At 42.5% G+C, this 18,731-nt stretch carries 18 protein-coding genes and 1 pseudogene; 17 read left to right on the forward strand and 2 right to left on the reverse strand.

The annotated features are described in order from the left end of the window. The 3 genes from G601_RS22445 to G601_RS0108085 form a co-directional block, all read left to right on the forward strand. The coding region (locus G601_RS22445; RefSeq protein ID WP_035790513.1) for a hypothetical protein at positions 1 to 198 on the forward strand (198 nt) is incomplete at its 5' end. A 205-nt stretch (positions 199 to 403) separates the two neighbouring features. After that, positions 404 to 1,813, forward strand: a complete 1,410-nt coding sequence (locus tag G601_RS22450) for an ISL3 family transposase (protein ID WP_051205676.1) — start codon at positions 404 to 406, stop codon at positions 1,811 to 1,813. Between the two features lie 12 nt (positions 1,814 to 1,825). Further along, on the forward strand, positions 1,826 to 2,023 hold the full coding sequence (locus G601_RS0108085; RefSeq protein WP_022760460.1) for a mobility-associated LCxxNW protein: 198 nt from the start codon (positions 1,826 to 1,828) through the stop codon (positions 2,021 to 2,023). Between the two features lie 181 nt (positions 2,024 to 2,204). Here the strand turns inward: G601_RS0108085 and G601_RS0108090 are convergent, their stop codons facing one another. Continuing rightward, positions 2,205 to 3,344 (reverse strand): DegT/DnrJ/EryC1/StrS family aminotransferase, encoded by a 1,140-nt coding sequence (locus tag G601_RS0108090; protein ID WP_026665037.1) that lies wholly within the window; start codon positions 3,342 to 3,344, stop codon positions 2,205 to 2,207. 241 nt (positions 3,345 to 3,585) lie between these two features. Between G601_RS0108090 and G601_RS27320 the strand changes: the two are divergent. The 5 genes and pseudogenes from G601_RS27320 to G601_RS0108110 form a co-directional block, all read left to right on the forward strand. Next, positions 3,586 to 3,954: pseudogene (locus G601_RS27320) on the forward strand (flagellin N-terminal helical domain-containing protein); the annotation flags it as partial. Between the two features lie 1,398 nt (positions 3,955 to 5,352). Then, positions 5,353 to 5,652, forward strand: coding sequence for a flagellin (locus tag G601_RS27325; protein ID WP_442852394.1), 300 nt, complete (start codon positions 5,353 to 5,355; stop codon positions 5,650 to 5,652). Between the two features lie 128 nt (positions 5,653 to 5,780). Continuing rightward, positions 5,781 to 7,487: a glycosyltransferase family 2 protein gene (locus G601_RS0108100; RefSeq protein ID WP_026665039.1), complete on the forward strand. Its 1,707-nt coding sequence runs from the start codon at positions 5,781 to 5,783 to the stop codon at positions 7,485 to 7,487. Positions 7,488 to 7,920: 433 nt separating this feature from the next. Further along, positions 7,921 to 8,253 carry a hypothetical protein gene (locus G601_RS0108105; protein WP_022760825.1) on the forward strand — a complete coding sequence of 111 codons (333 nt, stop codon included), beginning with the start codon at positions 7,921 to 7,923 and terminating at the stop codon, positions 8,251 to 8,253. A gap of 106 nt (positions 8,254 to 8,359) precedes the next feature. After that, positions 8,360 to 9,631, forward strand: a complete 1,272-nt coding sequence (locus G601_RS0108110; RefSeq protein WP_026665040.1) for a UDP-galactopyranose/dTDP-fucopyranose mutase family protein — start codon at positions 8,360 to 8,362, stop codon at positions 9,629 to 9,631. Here the strand turns inward: G601_RS0108110 and fliD are convergent. After that, positions 9,615 to 10,910, reverse strand: a complete 1,296-nt coding sequence (gene fliD, locus G601_RS0108115) for a flagellar filament capping protein FliD (protein WP_026665041.1) — start codon at positions 10,908 to 10,910, stop codon at positions 9,615 to 9,617. The genes G601_RS0108110 and fliD overlap by 17 nt on opposite strands. 344 nt (positions 10,911 to 11,254) lie before the next feature. Between fliD and rpmG the strand changes: the two genes are divergently transcribed. The 9 genes from rpmG (at position 11,255) to hisC (ending at position 18,688) form a co-directional block, all read left to right on the forward strand. After that, positions 11,255 to 11,404 (forward strand): 50S ribosomal protein L33, encoded by a 150-nt coding sequence (gene rpmG / locus G601_RS0108120; RefSeq protein ID WP_026491339.1) that lies wholly within the window; start codon positions 11,255 to 11,257, stop codon positions 11,402 to 11,404. 49 nt (positions 11,405 to 11,453) lie between these two features. Next, entirely contained in the window at positions 11,454 to 11,672 is a 219-nt protein-coding gene (gene secE / locus G601_RS0108125) for a preprotein translocase subunit SecE (RefSeq protein WP_026491338.1), read from the forward strand. Positions 11,673 to 11,798: 126 nt separating this feature from the next. After that, positions 11,799 to 12,356: a transcription termination/antitermination protein NusG gene (nusG, locus tag G601_RS0108130; RefSeq protein WP_255346192.1), complete on the forward strand. Its 558-nt coding sequence runs from the start codon at positions 11,799 to 11,801 to the stop codon at positions 12,354 to 12,356. 174 nt (positions 12,357 to 12,530) lie between these two features. Continuing rightward, the gene (gene rplK / locus G601_RS0108135; protein ID WP_022760831.1) at positions 12,531 to 12,956 is read left to right on the forward strand and encodes a 50S ribosomal protein L11; all 426 of its coding nucleotides are present in this window, start codon (positions 12,531 to 12,533) and stop codon (positions 12,954 to 12,956) included. A gap of 14 nt (positions 12,957 to 12,970) precedes the next feature. Next, complete coding sequence (rplA, locus tag G601_RS0108140) at positions 12,971 to 13,660, forward strand: 50S ribosomal protein L1 (protein WP_026491336.1); 690 nt, start codon at positions 12,971 to 12,973, stop codon at positions 13,658 to 13,660. 142 nt (positions 13,661 to 13,802) lie between these two features. Continuing rightward, positions 13,803 to 15,257, forward strand: coding sequence for a CapA family protein (locus tag G601_RS22460; protein WP_051205677.1), 1,455 nt, complete (start codon positions 13,803 to 13,805; stop codon positions 15,255 to 15,257). 90 nt (positions 15,258 to 15,347) lie between these two features. After that, on the forward strand, positions 15,348 to 16,394 hold the full coding sequence (locus tag G601_RS0108150) for a glycosyltransferase (protein ID WP_026491335.1): 1,047 nt from the start codon (positions 15,348 to 15,350) through the stop codon (positions 16,392 to 16,394). 21 nt (positions 16,395 to 16,415) lie between these two features. Beyond that, positions 16,416 to 17,486, forward strand: coding sequence for a hypothetical protein (locus G601_RS22465; RefSeq protein WP_207638032.1), 1,071 nt, complete (start codon positions 16,416 to 16,418; stop codon positions 17,484 to 17,486). Positions 17,487 to 17,626: 140 nt separating this feature from the next. Further along, positions 17,627 to 18,688, forward strand: a complete 1,062-nt coding sequence (hisC, locus tag G601_RS0108160) for a histidinol-phosphate transaminase (protein ID WP_026665043.1) — start codon at positions 17,627 to 17,629, stop codon at positions 18,686 to 18,688. Positions 18,689 to 18,731 lie beyond the last annotated feature (43 nt).

Here is an 18,731-nt window from a genome sequence, read left to right on the forward strand (position 1 = left end):
TGGGTGTATTCGGGACACAGCCCATATATGAACGGAGATGGAGTTTTTGATGATGACGGATGGCCTTTGGACTATATCAGTACATTTAGATCATGGCAAGCCATGATGGAAGAAGGTCCCTGTATCGATCCTGACTGCACAGACATGCAATCTGAGGATAATTCTTGGGGGTTTCTTGATAGCGATACACCGTTTTAAGATTTTTGTATACCCACGGAGTACTCCGTGGGTAATAATAAAAAAGTGGCGGTTCTTAACTGCCAAAATCTGCTGGTTGTTAACTGCCAAAAAGTGATGGAAATAAACTGCCAAAATTTGCTGGTTTCTACTTGCCGTTTACATCCTTCTTTCTCCCTTCTCGTATGATACTTTTTGCGGAAAATACATCAAAGAAGGAGGATACATGAATAGTATCACAGATTTATTAGACCTTGAAGATGGCGACCTCTGTATCACAGGAACCCAGATTCAAGGTCACACTAAAACCCTCACCATTGAAACAAAGCCTGTAGCTCATTATTGCCCTAACTGTGGCTACAGGATGTATTCAAGAGGTGTCAAAAAACGAAAGGTCAATCATCCTATTCTTCAGGATAGCTACTCACTTGTAATTATTCTGAAACAAAGAAGATGGCGCTGTACAAATCCTGAATGCCTTTATGACATCAGTGAAAACTTCAAGTTCGTTAACAAACGCCGCCGTACTTCAAACGCTACAGATATGTTGATTGTTAGCGCCTACAGAGATCTTATGGAAACATCCGTCTCTATTGCCAGAAAATTTCATGTTTCAGATTCTCATGCTCACGAAGTCTTCGACAGATATGTGAAGCTTGACCGTCTGCCGCTGACAGATGCTGTCTCCATTGATGAAGTCTGCATAGATATGGATGAACACTGCAAGTATGCCCTGGTCATACAGGACTTCCATACTGGAGATCCAATCGACCTGCTACGCAGCAGAAGAAACGATGTCACTGAGCCCTATTTTTCAGCAATTCCGATAGAAGAACGATTAGCTGTAAAGTATCTGATCTCTGACATGTACAAGCCATATATCGCCTATGTAGAGAAATATTTCCCCAATGCAATCCCTGTTGTGGATTCCTTTCATGTGATTCAATGGATAACCCGCCTGATAGACAATTATATCCGTCAGCTGATAAAGAAGTACCGTCAGCGTGACCGCGAACTTCAGGACAAGCTTTCTATTGAACGTCATGAACCAGTCTCTCTTCCGGTCTCTGACGAGGTATACATTCTGCAGAAGTACCGGTGGTTAATCCTGTCCAATCTATCAAATATCCGTTACCATCAGGATCTTCGTATGGATCCACATTTCCACAGGCTTATGAACACATTTGATTATGAAGACGCTCTATTCAGAATAGATCCCAACCTTCAAGAATTCAGGGATCTTAAAGAAAAGTATGTGCAGTTCAATTCACGCAACAGCGGCAATCCTCATTCAGCAAGACTGGAAATAGCTGTGCTGATAAAGGAATACAGAAGTTCCCGGCATGATATATTCCGCGATTTTGCCTCACTTCTTGAAAAATTTGAAGATCCCATAATCAATTCTTTCATAATGGTTGAAAAAATGGGAAATGGAAAAATCTATGACAGCAGGCTTTCCAACGGTCCTATTGAATCAATAAACAGGAAAATAAAGGATCTGAAACGCATGGGCAGAGGCTTCAGAAACTTTGAACACTTCCGCAATAGGTTTCTGTATTCAACCAGATCCGCTCCTATACTTAACGGAGTATCGGATTATAACCCTGTCGTTTACTTTGAAGAAGATGAATTTTAGGAGGACTAACAAATGCTTGATTATTGTGCTTTCAGTAAAGACCATAAATGTATCAAATGGGAGGATTATCAGATAATGCTTCAGGAGATAGAAGAAGCAGACTCACTTTGCCATGGCAACTGGATAGAGATAGAAAAGCAATACAACTACATCCTGGAGCTGCAGGCAATCCTTGATGAACATGGAATTGATTATCCTATTTTACTGTAACTTATTAGAGGGTCTGGAATCATAACTCCAGACCCTCAAGTTTGCCCCTCATGAATGACCCTCACGAACGACCCTCACGAATAACCCTCACGAACTCCACTAAAAAAAGGGCCAGCCCCTCACGACTGACCCTCATTAACTTTGGGAAACCCTCAAGAAAATCGATTACCCAAACAGAGTATCAGTATTTCTGAGGATTAAGAACGATATCAATAATCCTATCCTGATCTTCCGGAGAGAGATCCTCAAATATAGGAAGCATCAGTACGTGGTCTGCCATATCACGTGCACAATCAAGAGCGCAGTTTTTGTACTTGTTCTTGAAACATGCCTGATCGGATGTGATGGGATAGAAATATTTTCTGGGATAAATTTCATGTTCCCTCATCTTAATGTATAACTCGTCTCGGGTGCATTTGTATCCATCACCAATGATAATGGGATAATAAGCGTAGTTCCTGGTCACGTCTTCTCTTGGGGTGAGCAGCCTTATCTTGGGTACGCGAATAAGTACGTCTGTGTATCTGTCATGGCATTTTTCGCGGGCTTTTATTGCGGTTCCTATATGCTTTAAATTGCAAATTCCCATGATGGCACATAATTCGTTCATCTTGGCATTGGCGCCGACTTCAACCACAAGCTCTTCGCCGCGGATTCCGAAGTTCTTAAGGTTATAGAGCTTTTCATATAATTCAGAATTGCTGAAAACTGAGCATCCGCCTTCAACTGTATTAAACACTTTCGTTGCATGAAAACTGAATACCGATGCGTGTCCGAGGTTGCCGATACCACGATATGTCTTGTTTCCATTGGTGTCGGTGATTATCATATTTTCACCAAAAGCGTGACATGCATCGTAGATAACCTTTAGGTTATATTTGTGAGCAATTCTTTCAATTTCTTCATCGTTGCAGATATTTCCGTAGACGTGAACGGGCATGATTGCAACGGTGTTTTCTGTGATTAGATCTTCGATTTTACTTTCGTCAATTGTTCCATCTTCCGGTTTGACATCGCAAAATACGGGATTAAGCTTATTTCTTACTATTGCATGGGTGGTTGAAATAAAAGTATACGGAGTAGTTATTACTTCAGACCCTGCAGGAAAGCCAAATGACTGTAATGTGAGCTCTAGTGACATATGTCCATTTACCATCAGTGATACGTAAGGCACGTCAAGATATTCCTGGAGCTGTTTTTCCAGTTCTTTGTGGTATTGGCCCATGTTGGTGAGCCAGTGTGAATCCCACAATGGCTTGATTGCTTCTATATATTCTTCATAGGATGGCATTGAAGACCTTGTCACAAATATTCTTTCCATAAAAATATCTCCCCGCCCAATACTTGATTTGGTTAAGAAATTTACGGTTAATTATATTATAAGGTTACAAGGTCCCTTAAACTATTATAAAAGAATAAAAAAACTATAACATTATAGTGATATTACAGGCATAGGAGATAGCGTTCCCGCTTTGGATAAAGATTTTTGAAATCCTTCCGATATATTTTATACAGGAATATGGTTATCAGCGGAAGGAATTTTTATGCGTATACAACATAACATGCAGTCTATGAACAGTAATAGAGTGCTTGGCATTACAAATTCACAAAGAAGTAAAGTGGCTGAGCAGCTATCATCCGGATATCAGGTCAATAGGGCAGCGGATGATGCAGCAGGACTTTCCATTTCCGAAAAAATGCGTAAGCAGATACGTGGTCTGGATAGAGGCAGCGATAACGTAGGAGACGGAATCTCGTTTTGTCAGGTGGCAGATGGTGCGCTAAGTGAAGTGTGCGATATGCTAAACAGAATGAAGGTTCTGTCAATTCAGTCTGCCAACGGAACAAATTCCGATTCCGACAGAAGAGCCATTGATAATGAGATTCAGCAATTAAAAAATGAGACCGAGAGAATTTTCCAGACTACATCATTTAATGAAAAGCTTATCTGGGGTAAGGGCAGAGGTATTGCTCAGGAAATGACAAGAACGACGACTTTTAGCCCTGTAAGAATGTCAACTGGTCTGGGATCATATAGTATAACTAATGAAAATATGAAAAAATGGCCACAGAACGGTTTTAAACTGGAAAGTGTAGAAGCTGATGAAGCGGCCGGTACTCCTGCGGGACTTAAGTTTAAATGGACCGCTATAGATGGAGAAAACTGTGAATCGGACCTTATTCCCTGGCCTGAACCTGACACAGCAGGACAGACGCTGGTTCTTGCAGATCATCTAAAGCACTATACTCAGAATCCGGAAAAATATAAAGGTCTTAACTGCATTATCAGTTATTCAACAACAAAATATACCGAGTTTGATGAGATAAAGAATACTGTTACAAACGGAACTTTTTATACAACAGTCCATAAAAATTCGAGTGCACAGGTTGATGGAACAAACGAAGTGTATCCGAGCTTTCAAATATCCACAGAGGGCATAGAGTATTCAAATATAAATCTTAATGGATATGCGGATACCAGCTTTGCATCTTTTGCTTCCATGACAAATATTGGAAGTTCAGCAACTGATGATTCTAATCAGCTGAAATTTTCATTTACATTTGTCGACAGACTTGACTCCACTCAGCCGGTGCCTAATCCATTACCTACCACCACAGTAACTACACAGCCAACAAGTGTGACGATGTCTAAAAGTATTAGAGATTATAATAGTGCGGACAGGGTTTCCAGTGACGACGAAACAGCTGGAAGAAAGTCTTATCACTCCACACCGGATGCATATTTTAGTAATGATGGATGGTGGGGGAAATACGCGGAATTTAAAGATGGATATTTTTACAAGTACACCCCGATTTCAAGTAGTGTGAGTCAGTCCCTTTCTTCTTTTACTGCCAAAAGCATAGCGGACCTTCTGAAAGGAAATGTCAACAATCCTGAACTTGGAGGACTTCTTGATAATCATAACGGAGCTGGTGATGAAAGTGTTTCGATTACACTTAACTATGATCTGGTGGGAAATGGAAAAAGCTATGGAAGTTTTTCGCTGACTATGACGGGGAAGGAAAGTGATTCTGTAGATTCTTTTTTAAGCAAGCTAAGAAATATCACTTCTGCGGATTTATATGCTAGTAGTTCCGGAGGAAATACAGATAGCCAAACTAGTGGTACAGGAAGTAATAACTGGGTAACATATACTACATCGGGATTTTATAATGCCCCTTACAGAAGTGTTGATGAGAATTATTATGAAGTGGTCGGTTTACAGGATAAACACCGGGATATACATTCCGCTCCTGACGCCGATATGGATGTAAAACTCCTTTTCGACTATGCATGCTTATCAAATAAGACCATAGGCATATCTGACATGAATGTTTTAACTACCAAAACTTCGCTGGATGCCATGGGCATTATAGATGAAGCCGCCAGAATTGTGGTAGGACAACGATCGCTCTTTGGAGCGTATCAGAACAGATTAGAGCATACAGTCAGAAATATTGATAATGTCGTAGAGAATACGACCTCCGCAGAGTCCAGAATAAGGGACACGGACATGGCAGAGGCGATGGTAAGGCTCTCGACACAAAACATTCTGGCGCAGGCCGGACAATCGATGCTGGCTCAGGCTAATCAGACTACAAACGGAGTAATGTCACTACTTCAATAAAACACTTGGACCTCACAGGGAAGTGAAGTCACCCGGACTGACAGAAGGGTGATAACAAGATTGAAGCAAGGAAGCAAGTTGAGTTATAATATTTCCTATAGCTGATGATAAAGCTCTAGGGGGAAAATATGAAAGTTCATACTATCAAGGAACAACGTGAATCTGCGGAATCTTTCATTTTACGTGCAGGAGAGTTCGAACAGCAGGGAAGCAGTGTGGATGAGTATGCTGTTCTGATCGAGGGGTTTCGTGCGCACTATGATAACTATGAATTGTATTTTATGCTTGGTTTGTATTACCGATACCGTAATGCAGACCAGGCTTTTTTATGCTTTGAAAATGCCCTTCACTACTGTGATGAGCCTGAGGATGAGAAGATAATCCGTGAAGCGATTGAGGATGTCAGGGACAGAGTAAGTGTCCGCGGAACATCGATAGTCGTGGTGTCCTACAACGATATGGAGCTTTGCAGGGAGTGTCTGCATGCTATCAGAAGATATCTTCAGACAGACAGCTATGAGGTTATTGTTGTGGACAATGCCTCAACTGATGAGGGCGTTTTGAGATTCTTAAGGGAGCAGGCAGAAGGTGACAGCCATATTAAGCTTATAGAGAACGAAAAAAATGAGGGCTTTCCTGTGGGCTGTAACATCGGTCTCACCGCAGCGAATCCTGAAAATGACGTATTTTTCCTGAATAACGATGCAATACTTATGCCAAATGCGCTGTTCTGGATGAGAATGGGGCTATATTCTGACAAACGGAACGGGGCAGCAGGTGCTGTGACTAACTGTGCGCCTTCCCAGGAGGTGTCCATGGAGTCTGTGGAGCCTTATCTGAAAAAAGCGCCAATGGAGGAGTCACGCCCGTTATCTAATCTTTCAGCCAATATTATAAAAACATCGGACAAGCAGGAAGAGTCAGAGAAAACACCCAAAATAGACAAGAGTGCTTCAAGCGATATGACTATTACAGGAGATTTTGAGGCTCCCCCAGAGAAGAAGCATACTGAGGAGCACCGCTGGTGGAGAACCATAAGTCTTGACACAGCGCTTGAAACTGCCAAAAGCTACGCCAAGGATCACAATGTTCCTATGTGGAATCCCATTGAAGTAAGGTGCAGACTCACAGGTTTTGCCATGCTTTTAAGGCGCGAAGCCATAAATGGGTTGCTTCTAAAGAATACTGATGAAGAACAGAGCGGCAATAATGAAAAACTCATTCTTTTTGACGAGCGCTTCTCTCCCGGGTATTTTGAGGATGATGACTTAGGAATCCGTCTTTGCCTTGCGGGCTGGCGGCAGATCCTTTGTCACAATGCCTTCATATATCATCACGGTGGCAGCGGCTTTGCGGATAAAAAGGATGCAATGGAAGCCGGACGCGACAAATTCAAAGAGAAGTGGGGCTTTGATATCTGGAATTACACCCTTCCGGAGGATGAGAAGATCACGGCTCTGATGAGCGCCATCGCAGAGCGGGATGTGGCAAAATCAGACAAGAAACTAAGGCTCTATAACAGGGTGCTCAGAATCCTTGATATTTCAGCAGGCATGGGAAATACCTTATCTGCCATAAAATATCAGATGCCGGACAGCTTCACTGCAGGAATTACAAATGCGGACGTATTTGCAGGACTTTCCAAGTTCATGGCGGATGACATGATCTCCGGAGATCCTGAGCTTGTGACGTTTCCCTGGCCTGAGCACAGCTTTGACTATATTCTTGTAGGGGATATGTCTGAAGGCGCAGAGAGCCCGGAAATGCTTCTTCGGAAACTGAGAACATATCTTAGATATGATGGGCAAATTATCAATACAGGTACGGAAACGTGATAACTTTGTGGAACGAAAAAACGCAAAAATAATTCAGATTATTTTCGAAAAGTTGTATGTAATTCCGTTAAATATTTTGAAATTTACTAATTATTCTAAATATTTTTCTGTTTTATTGTCGAATGAGTAAATATTTAAGAAACGAAAAAGAGTGTATGAGTTCTGAACAGGACACAAAAAGTTCAGATTTCATGCACTTTTTGTCATTATGTCCAAAAAACGCTGATAAATTTATTGAATTTTATTATAAAATTTAAGAAAAAAATAAGTGACGAAAAACCGTTCATAAGGTATACTTGAAACTGCTACAAAATGACGCAATAACATTTAGTGTCCTTTTGAATGTTCGGATTGGAGTTTTTATACAGGGATGTATTTGTCAGGATTTCGGTCTGAATGAGAAATATAATAGGAATAGATAGGAGGTAAAGATATGACGAAGGCTGAAATACTTAAGCGAGAGATCTTAGCGCAATACAAGAGTGTACGACAGTTCGCAATAGACATGTCGATTCCATATAGCACACTGGTAACAGCATTAGACAGAGGTATTGAGGGTATGGCATACGGTACAGTAATCCGCATGTGCGACAAGCTCAATTTGAACCCTGTTGATTTCAGTACTCTTGAGAAGGGTACAGACCTTGGCAACAAGATTGTTGAGAACCGCGTTATGCAGCAGTATGTTAAGCTCAACAAGGTTGGACGCAAGAAGGTGCTTGACTATATGAGCGATATGACAGCTCTTGAGAAATATCAGGCATAAGATTTTCTATTATAATATGTAGAAATATGTAACCCGGAAGGCGATATATGCTTTCCGGGTATTTTTATGGTACAATTTCATACAGTAAAAGATTACGGAGGAAAGTATGAAGTACGATTATTTGGTAGTTGGGGCAGGATTATTTGGCTGCGTTTTTGCACATGAGATGGCAAGAACCGGTAAAAATGTCCTGGTTATAGACAAGAGAGCGCATGTAGGTGGAAACATTTACACAGAGAATCGCATGGGTATCAATGTTCACATGTATGGCGCTCACATTTTTCATACATCTGATAAGAAGGTTTGGGAGTATATAAACAGATTCACGGAGTTTAATCAGTATATCAACTCACCTGTGGCTGTTTTCCATGATGAGCTCTATAACCTTCCTTTTAATATGAACACATTCAGTAAGCTGTGGGGAATCCGCACTCCCGACGAGGCTCGCGCCATCATTGATGAGCAGGCTAAGAAGGAGGTTAAGCGCATCCTGAAGGAGCGTGCTGCGAATGGAGATGAGGCAGCAGCCGAGGCACTTGATGTGGCAGCAGCCAGCGGACAGGATATCCGCGAGGGCTTTGAAGCAGCTAACCTCGAGGAGCAGGGACTTTCACTTGCCGGACGCGATGTTTTCGAGAAGCTCGTAAAGGGCTACACCGAGAAGCAGTGGGGGAAGGATTGCAAAGAGCTTCCTGCATTTATAATAAGAAGACTTCCCTTCAGATTCATCTATGATAATAACTATTTCAATGACAGATACCAGGGAATCCCCATCGGAGGTTACACTTCTATTATAAAGAAGCTTCTCCTTCAGGAGTCTTCTGATAACGCTTCTGAAAATAACTTAAGCGGCAGTATCACTGTTAAAACCGAGACTGATTTCAAGAGCTTTATGAAAATGGATGGCGATGTTCCTGCAAAGCCCTTTGCTTCTGTATCCGGTGATATCTTCGATAAGATTCTTTACACAGGTATGATCGATGAGTTCTTCGGTTACAAGCTTGGTAACCTTGAGTATAGATCCCTCAGATTCGAGACAAAGGATCTTCCCGAGGTGGATAATTACCAGGGTAACGCCGTAGTAAATTACACTGAGCGCGACATTCCTTATACAAGAATAATCGAGCACAAGCACTTTGAGTTCGGTCAGGGAGAGGGAACCATCATTACCAAAGAGTATCCTGCAGACTGGAAGCCGGGAGATGAGCCCTACTATCCGATGAATGACGAAAAAAACAACGAGCTCTTTGCTGAATACAAAAAGCTCGCTGATAGATTTGGCGACGTTCTGTTTGGAGGACGTCTTGGTCAGTACAAGTATTACAACATGGACCAGGTTATCGCTGCTGCACTTGAGATGGTCAGCAGTAATTGTTAAACATCATACCGCTATACTCACTTGTGATATATGGTGAAGGATTATCGGTGCTATGCGGGTCTTTGTAATTGAAAACAGGTCGTTCCACGTATTTCATTGGATCTACGGATATTTCATCTGTTTTAATTACAAGGGCCTTGGCGAAATCCTTAAGCGGTGCAATTATTTCTTTCGGGGGCTCTGCTCCCGATTTTTCTCTTAGTAGCTGTGCATTATAATCTATTCTGCCATCCTCTTTTAAGGCTATTCCGAATTCGGCTGTTCCCTTCAGATGACTTTCTGCGATTGCAACTGTTTCTCCCACCAGCTTGGTGTTCTTTACACCTGTGCTCTGGACGTTACTTACGCTGTCGATAAAGGTGTTGTAGCCATTTACGAGAGATCTTACATTTTCTACAAGGGCATCACTTTCGTTTTTAACACCGATTGTAACAGGAGAGCCTTCATCAGTAGGTGCTCTCAGGGTTATTTCGAACTCGTTTCCAACTGTAAATCTGTTGGAGGAGGAGCTGTGCTCTGTTCCGTTTAATGAAAAACGGGCATTTGTAGGTTCCTGTGCTATCAGGTTAAGTCCGAAATAAGATACGCTGCCACTGTTTTCAGAGGTCTTGGATTCTGCGACTTCGAATCTGAGATTCTGTCCGGGCTTAAGTCCGGTGTCGCTGGAACCTATGATAAGAGTGCTCTTTCCATCGGCGCTTTCCTGCATGCCTGCGATGAGTCCGATTCCTGCCTTATTAATAAGACGGGAGAGCTTAGCCTGAATATCGTGGTTGGTGTCGCCTTCTCTGATACTGTACTGGAACTCGTAGTCGTGTCCGTTAATTCCAACATTGAATGCGTAGCTTCCTTTAGGAAGAGCAGTTTCTTCATCGGGAACAAGGAAGTGACCAGCGTTTATCTGGTTGGTAGCCAGATGACTTACTTCCATATTAAATTCGGAAGTTCCGCCATCACCTTTTCCTACATATTCTACTGATACCTTTTCGGGATCGGATGAGACTGCTGACTTTTTACCAAGAGAAGCACTTTCTTCATTATTTATAGATTCAAGCTGACTTTTCAAAGCCCGGGCATGCTCTTTAATACCCACGGCCTCAGCCTGAGCATAGTCATCCTGTTTCAAAACATGAAGAGGGGATTCTTTGTTGATCTTTGCAATAGATTTGTAGACACTCTGCAGTTCGCTCTTCTTATGCTTGTCTACATTTGCATTTTCTTTTGCGACGTATGTTGACGCGAAATGGTTATAAGCTTCATTAATGCTAATGCCTGCCATGCTGCCCCTCCTTTCTTCCTTGATGTCGTGCGAGTGCTTCTGCCAATCCTTTGGCAACCGACACGAGGGCATACAAAGACATGTTTTATTACTATAACATTATCATCCGGTAAGCAAGAGCGTCAATTAAATAAGTATAAACATATTATTAAAAAAGAAAGTATGCTATAATATAGAAGATATTCGTGACCGATAATAAACTGTTGGAAAAGGTTCTGAAAAAAACCAGTTGACGTAGCATGACAGTCATGCTATATTATACAAGCGACAGAAAATTTAGGTCTTTTTTTTATGCCTTAAAATAGGTGGTAAAATTGATAGAACAACGCACGGAGGAATGAACAATGCGTACAAGAATCACACTTGCTTGCACAGAGTGCAAAAACCGTAACTATGACACAACAAAGGATAAGAAGACTCATCCTGACAGAATTGAAATTAAGAAGTACTGTCCTTTCTGCAAGAAGCACACACCTCACAAGGAGACAAAGTAATTCCACTGTAACATGGAAAAGTCCATGAGTTGAAGGGAGTTTAGGTGATATGAGCGAAAATACTGCTACTAAAAATGCACAGGAGAGCAAAGTATCTTCCTTTATTAAAGGTGTAAAGGCTGAGTTTAATAAGATTATGTGGCCTACCAGAGAAGATATTACAAAGCAGACCACTGCTGTTGTTATCATTTCCGTTATTATTGGTGCTCTTATAGCTGTGTTTGACTATGCTTTTGGTTATCTTATTAACTTTATAACCAAGATTTGATAAAGGAGTATTATGGCAGAAGAGATGCAGAATGAAAATGAACTCGATCTGACTTTGGGCTCTGCTGAAGAGGAGAATGCACAGGCTGCAGAAGCTGTTAATGAAGACAGCGCTGTTAGCGAGTCTATTGATGCAACTGTTGAATCTTCAGAGGCTCCTGCTCACCAGAACGCTCACTGGTATGTTGTACATACATATTCAGGCTATGAGATGAAGGTTAAGGCCAACCTTGAGAAGACGATTGAGAATCGTCATCTGGAGAACCAGATTTTTGAGGTTCGTGTACCGCTTCAGGACGTTGTAGAAATGAAGAATGGTGCGCGTAAGACTGTCAGCCGCAAGATGTTTCCCGGTTATGTCCTTGTAAATATGGATATGAACGATGAGACATGGTATGTTGTCCGCAACACCAGAGGTGTTACAGGATTTGTAGGACCGGGAAGTAAGCCGGTACCGCTGTCAGATGCTGAGATTAAGCCTCTTGGAATCAAGACTGAGAACATGTCTGTTGATTTCGGTGTAGGCGACGAGATTGCAGTTGTTGCCGGCGTTTGGAATGGTACAGTTGGTATCGTTCAGCGTATGGACTTCGGTAAGCAGAGTGCTACTATCAATGTTAATCTGTTTGGTAGAGAGACACCTGTTGAGATTGGATTCACAGAAGTTCGTAAGGTAACAAGCTAAAGATTGGTATATCGTAGATTTATCTACTATATATAGATGGGTTGAAATTAAGATATTTCAATTCATGGGAACTGGAGTGGGAGCATTTGTGTATAACATTTGCCTTGTCTGGGCAGATGAGTGATTTATACACTCGGAATGCGCCTGACCACATTATTTCTAGGAGGTGCCATTATGGCAAAGAAAGTCGAAGGATACATTAAGTTACAGATCCAGGCTGGTAAAGCAACACCAGCACCCCCGGTTGGACCGGCACTTGGTCAGCATGGTGTAAACATCGTTGAATTTACAAAGCAGTTCAACGCTAAGACAGCTGACAAGGGTGATGTCATCATTCCTGTTGTCATCACAGTTTATGCAGACAGAAGTTTCACATTCATCACAAAGACTCCGCCTGCAGCAGTTCTTATTAAGAAGGCATGCAACATCCAGAAGGCTTCTGGTGTTCCGAACAAGAACAAGGTTGCAACAATTTCTAAGGATAAGATCCGCGAGATCGCAGAGACAAAGATGCCTGACCTGAATGCAGTTGACATCGAAGGTGCTATGAGCATGATCGCTGGTACTGCACGCAGCATGGGTGTTGTAGTAGAAGACTGATGGAGGACTAAGAGATGAAACACGGAAAGAAGTATGTTGAAGCTGCTAAGCTCATCGACAGAGCACAGCAGTATGAAGCTGCAGAAGCAATCTCTTTAGTAAAGAAGTCTGCTACTGCAAAATTTGATGAGACTGTTGAAGTACACATTCGTACAAGCTGCGACGGTCGTCATGCGGATCAGCAGATCCGTGGTGCGGTTGTTCTTCCGCACGGAACAGGTAAGAGCGTAAAGGTTCTTGTATTTGCAAAGGGAACAAAGCTTGACGAGGCACAGGCTGCCGGAGCTGACCACGTAGGTGGCGAGGAGCTCATTCCCAAGATTCAGAACGAAGGTTGGCTTGACTTTGACGTTGTAGTTGCTACACCTGATATGATGGGTGTTGTAGGACGTCTTGGTAAGGTTCTCGGACCTAAGGGTCTTATGCCTAACCCGAAGGCTGGTACAGTAACAATGGACGTTACTAAGGCTATCAACGATATCAAGGCTGGTAAGATTGAGTACCGTCTTGACAAGGCTAACATCATCCACTGCCCTATCGGAAAGGCATCTTTCTCAGAGGAGCAGCTCGAGCAGAACTTCACAGCTCTAATGGATGCTATCGTAAAGGCTAAGCCTGCAACTGTTAAGGGTCAGTACCTTAAGAGTGTATCACTTGCTACAACAATGGGACCTGGTGTCAAGGTTGTTGCTAACAAGTATTGATTTACGATTGAGAATATCAATATAATGTGAGCTTTAAATGGCTATTGCACTATGTGCAGTAGCCATTTTTTTACGTTTTTAACAATATGTGGTATTCTAAGAGTGGGAGTTTGCAGGGATATAGTTGTTCCTGTGGTATATTATGAAAAAAGATTTGTATGATGATGAGATAAATGAAAAAGGGGGCTTCTTTTCCGGGGTAAACACTGCGGTGGTAGCTTCAGTATGCGCATTTTTACTGACTATTACAGTGGGGGCTGTGGTTTTATTTACAATGGCGGCAAAGTCGACATCCCGGATTGAGGCTGCTGATGATGTAACGGAAATACAAGCGGATTTGAGGGTTCCTTTGGCTGAGAAGATCGGTGGTGAAGAGGAGAAATCATCCGATATAGCGGAAGTTAAAGGCGATTCAAGACTTCCGGGAGCTACGAAGCTGGATAATAATGACATAGAAGCTGCCAATGATGGTGAAAACACAGACCTGACTCTTGCTGATAAGCAGAATGGTGAAAACGGACAGGGAATATCAGATCAGGAACAGGCAGAGGGACAGGAAGCAGGAGCTTCGGACCAGAATCAGGATAAAGTAGAGGTAGAGATCACTGATGCCAATTGGGAGCACGCATTAACTCCTGCTAATCAGGATTATGTATCGATGGCCTTTGCGGGAGATATTCTCTTTGATCCTAATTATGCGATCATGAACAGGATTCGCCAGAACGGCGGTGGAATTGATGGGGTTATAGGCGGAAGTCTCCTTTCATATATGCGAAGCGCGGATATCATGGTGGTAAATAATGAATTCCCCTATTCATATGGCGGAAGCCCTACTGAAGGAAAGACCTTTACTTTCAGGGCTGATCCTTCCTCCGCAGAGCTTCTTAATCAGATGGGAGTTGACGTTGCTACACTTGCCAACAATCATGCGTATGACTATGGACAGACAGCACTTTTGGATACGCTCTCAGCAATAGACAGCGTAGGAGTTGCAAGGATAGGAGCGGGAGCTAATATTGAGGAGGCATCCCATCCTGTGTATTACCTGGCAGATAATGGCATTAAGATAGCTATTATCTCAGCAACAGAGATTGAAAGAATTGATAATCCTGATACTAAGGGAGCTACGGATAATTCTCCGGGAGTTTTCAGATGTCTTGATATAACAAAGCTCGTCAGCAGGATTAAAGAGGCGAAGGCTACAGGAGCTTTCGTTATCGTATGTATCCACTGGGGAACCGAAAATAAGGAAGAAATTGACTGGTGGCAGGAAAAGCAGGGAGCAGAGATTGTCGAGGCAGGAGCTGACCTTATCGTCGGTGCTCATCCTCATATATTACAGAAGATTGGTTATGTTAATGGAGTTCCTGTTGTTTACAGTTTGGGCAACTTCCTCTTTAATTCCAAGGAGCTGGAAACAGGCCTGCTTAGAGCCAATATTTATAAGGACGGACAGGTGAAGCTTCAGTTCATACCGGCGATTCAGAGTGGATGCACCGTATCCGAAGCCACAGGCGAGAGAAAGGCCGCGGTTCTGAACCATATGAGGCGGATGTCCGCAGGCATTTCTATTGACGATGAAGGGAATATTCAATAAGATATAAGTATATAATTGTCGATATTTCGAGAAAATAGTGCAGATAGGATGATAATTGTAGTTTAGCAAAGATTTAGTGAGGGGCGCTCTATGATTACAATAAGCTTATGCATGATCGTTAAGAATGAAGAGGAAAAACTCGGCACCTGTCTTGATTGTATAAAGGATCTGGTAGACGAGATGATAATTGTCGACACAGGCTCAACCGATAGAACTATGGAGATTGCCAAGTCCTATGGAGCGAAGGTTTTTGAGTTTGAGTGGACGGGAAGCTTTTCTGATGCCAGAAACTATTCATTTGAGCAGGCGACCTGCGATTTTATCTATTCTGCAGATGCGGATGAGACAATAGATGAGGAAAATCGTGAGCGCTTCAAGCAGCTCAAGAAGGATATAGATGAGCTTGATATCGATGTGGTTCAGATGTATTACTGCAATCAGCTAAGCCACAACACGGTTTATAATTTCGACCGTGAACTCAGGCCTAAGCTTTTCAGAAGAATTCGTAAGTATGTATGGCATGATCCCATCCATGAGATGATAAAGCTTGATTCTACTGTATGTAACAGCGAGGTTGAAATTCAGCACAATCCCACTGAGGATCATGGCGAGAGAGATTTATCGGCCTTCAGACGTGCCATTAGAGAGGGCGAGTATATCAGTAAACGTCTCCACAACATGTATGCCAGAGAGCTTTTCATGGTTGGAACGGAAGAGGATTTCATGCTTGCTAAGGAGTTCTTTGAGAGCTCAATTGTGGATACCGGAAGAGATCTGGACCAGATTAAGGAAGCTGCCTGTGTGCTTGCGCATATAGCAGTTATAGATGGGAAAACAGATGAGATTCTGAAATATTCCCTTAAGGATCTCACCACGATTCCGTCCAGTGAGATGTGCTATGAGCTGGGTAATCATTATAGGAACAAAGGGGATCTTGATGAGGCTATTGTGTGGTATTACAATGCGGCCTATGAGACTTCGCCGATTCTTGATGTACACAGGAGCGGAGACATGGCGCTTCACAAGATAGCTGAGTGCTATCGCGAGCTAGGCAATCTGGAGCTGGCAGCTGATTATGAAAATGAAGCCAATAAGTGGCAGGTTCCCTCCGGAGAACAGCAGCAGACAATATTGTAAAAGGTACTGACATAGTAGAAAATGCGTAGATTTACTGCGATTTTAATAGGAATAATTATGAGTATAAGCGCCATAGGCTGCGGCAGAAATGCCGATAATAAAGAGCCTATGGCGCAGATTCAGTCTTCGGAAGAAAAAGTGGCATGGAAGGCTGATAGCGGATATATCTGTGAATCCGAGAAGGTTACTGATGGTGCTGTAAGCGGCGAAGCTAATACAGAGTTTTCGCTTAGTGTTCCCACCTATGTGACCAGGATAGACGGGATGTGGTTCATTGTGGACTGCTACCATGATCAGATCATCTATAACGAGAACATGACCGCGCCCATTAACGAATGGAAGGTTCTGACAAAGGCTGCCAAGCAGCCCCACACCATGGCGGGAGACGGCAGCGTTATTATGGTGGATGATACGGAGAATAACAGGGTTCTGGTCTTTGAGAACAGAGACGGAGCCTATGTTAATACTCAGCTTTTTAATAATATAGGGAAAAGACCTCACTATACGGTGTACGACGAAGAGGATAAGGCTTTCTATGTGTGGAGCTCAACTACCGGGGAGATGTATATCTTCAGGCATGAGGAGGGCTCTACTGATATGTATCTGACAGAGGTCAGGAAAGCCGGAGGCGGGGAGACAAGTCCTCTTGACGGGACATATATCAGGTCCTTTTATTTAAATGGCGACGAGATATATTTTGTTTCCGGAATAGGTGCTGACGGAAAGCCTTCAGGTATTCTCATATGCGACAAGAACACCTTGGAAATTAAGGAAAAGATCGAGGTGCCTGACCAAATGGCAGGCATGGTGGCGCTGTATCGTGACGGTGGCTATTTTTATATAACTGTATCCACGGATATCAGTGGAAATCAGGACGCGGCTACCATGATAAGGACCAGGAACCTGAAGGGGCTAATGAGCGGTGACTATGAAGAAATCTACAGTACGTACTTTGTGGGAGGAGGAACTCCTTACAATGTTTCGCAGGTAGATGGAACCTATTATCTTACGGAGCACAGAGTTCCCGGACATTCTGTATGGAGCTACAGGATAGAGAATGATGAAATAACCGATGTACAGGCTGTGTATTAAGATGTCAGAAAAAAGGGTTGCTTTAAAACGCTTTAGTGTGATAACATGGTAAAGTGTTAAAAAGCAACCTTTAATTATTTGGAAATATTTCTTTATATTTATAAAAGACGAGATATTTCTTTATTTAACGGAGAGCAGATATGAGCTGGGAAAAAATAGTAAGAAAGGTAACTCCCTATGTTCCGGGAGAGCAGCCTAAGGATAAAAACATAATCAAATTAAATACAAACGAGTGCCCCTATCCGCCGGCACCGGGAGTAAGAAAGCTTTTGGATAACATCAAATATGAGGATATGAGACTTTATCCTGATCCGGAGGCTTCCGTTCTGGTGGATGCACTTTCAGATTATTACAATGTGCCAAAGGACCAGATTTTTGTAGGTGTGGGTTCAGACGATGTACTTTCAATGGCTTATCTTACTTTTTTTAATTCCGATAAGCCCCTGCTTTTCCCGGATATAACCTATTCCTTCTATGATGTATGGGCAGAGCTGTACAAGGTGCCTTATAAAAAGATTCCTTTAAACGATGATTTCAAGATCAATTTTGAGGACTATTATGAGGAGAATCAGCCAAATGGCGGAGTGATAATTGCAAATCCCAATGCCCCTGTGGGAATATCTGAGCCTGTGTCTGAACTTGAAAAGTTAATTCAGCACAACAGGAATTCTGTGGTTATCATAGATGAAGCATATATAGATTTTGGCGGAGAAAGTGCGCTTCCTCTCATAGAGAAATATGAAAATGTTCTGGTGGTACAGACCTTCTCCAAGTCCAGAGCAATGGCAGGAATGAGAATTGGGTATGCCTTCGGCTCCAAAAAGCTTATTAAGTATATGCAGGATGCGAAGTTTTCCTTCAATTCATATACAATGAACAGACCTTCACTTGAGCTGGGAGTTGCTGCAATAGAAGATGATAAGTATTTCAAGGACACCTGTGCAAAAATCGTTGCCACCAGAGAGCGTGTGAAGAAGGAGCTTTCCGGGCTTGGATTTACATTCCCTGATTCCAAGGCGAACTTTATCTTCGCAAATCATGAAAGAGTCTCCGGAGAAGAGCTTTTCCTTGCGCTTAAGGAAAAGGGTATTTATGTGAGACACTGGAGCGCGGATAGAATCGCCGATTACCTCAGGATAACCATCGGAACTGATGAGGAAATGGATAAGCTTATCGCATTTTTAAAGGAGTATCTTGCGTAAAGCGGACAATTGAAAAAGTGAGTTTTGACGTAAATTATTATAC

Source organism: Butyrivibrio sp. FC2001 (genome assembly GCF_000424125.1).
Taxonomy (GTDB): domain Bacteria; phylum Bacillota; class Clostridia; order Lachnospirales; family Lachnospiraceae; genus Butyrivibrio.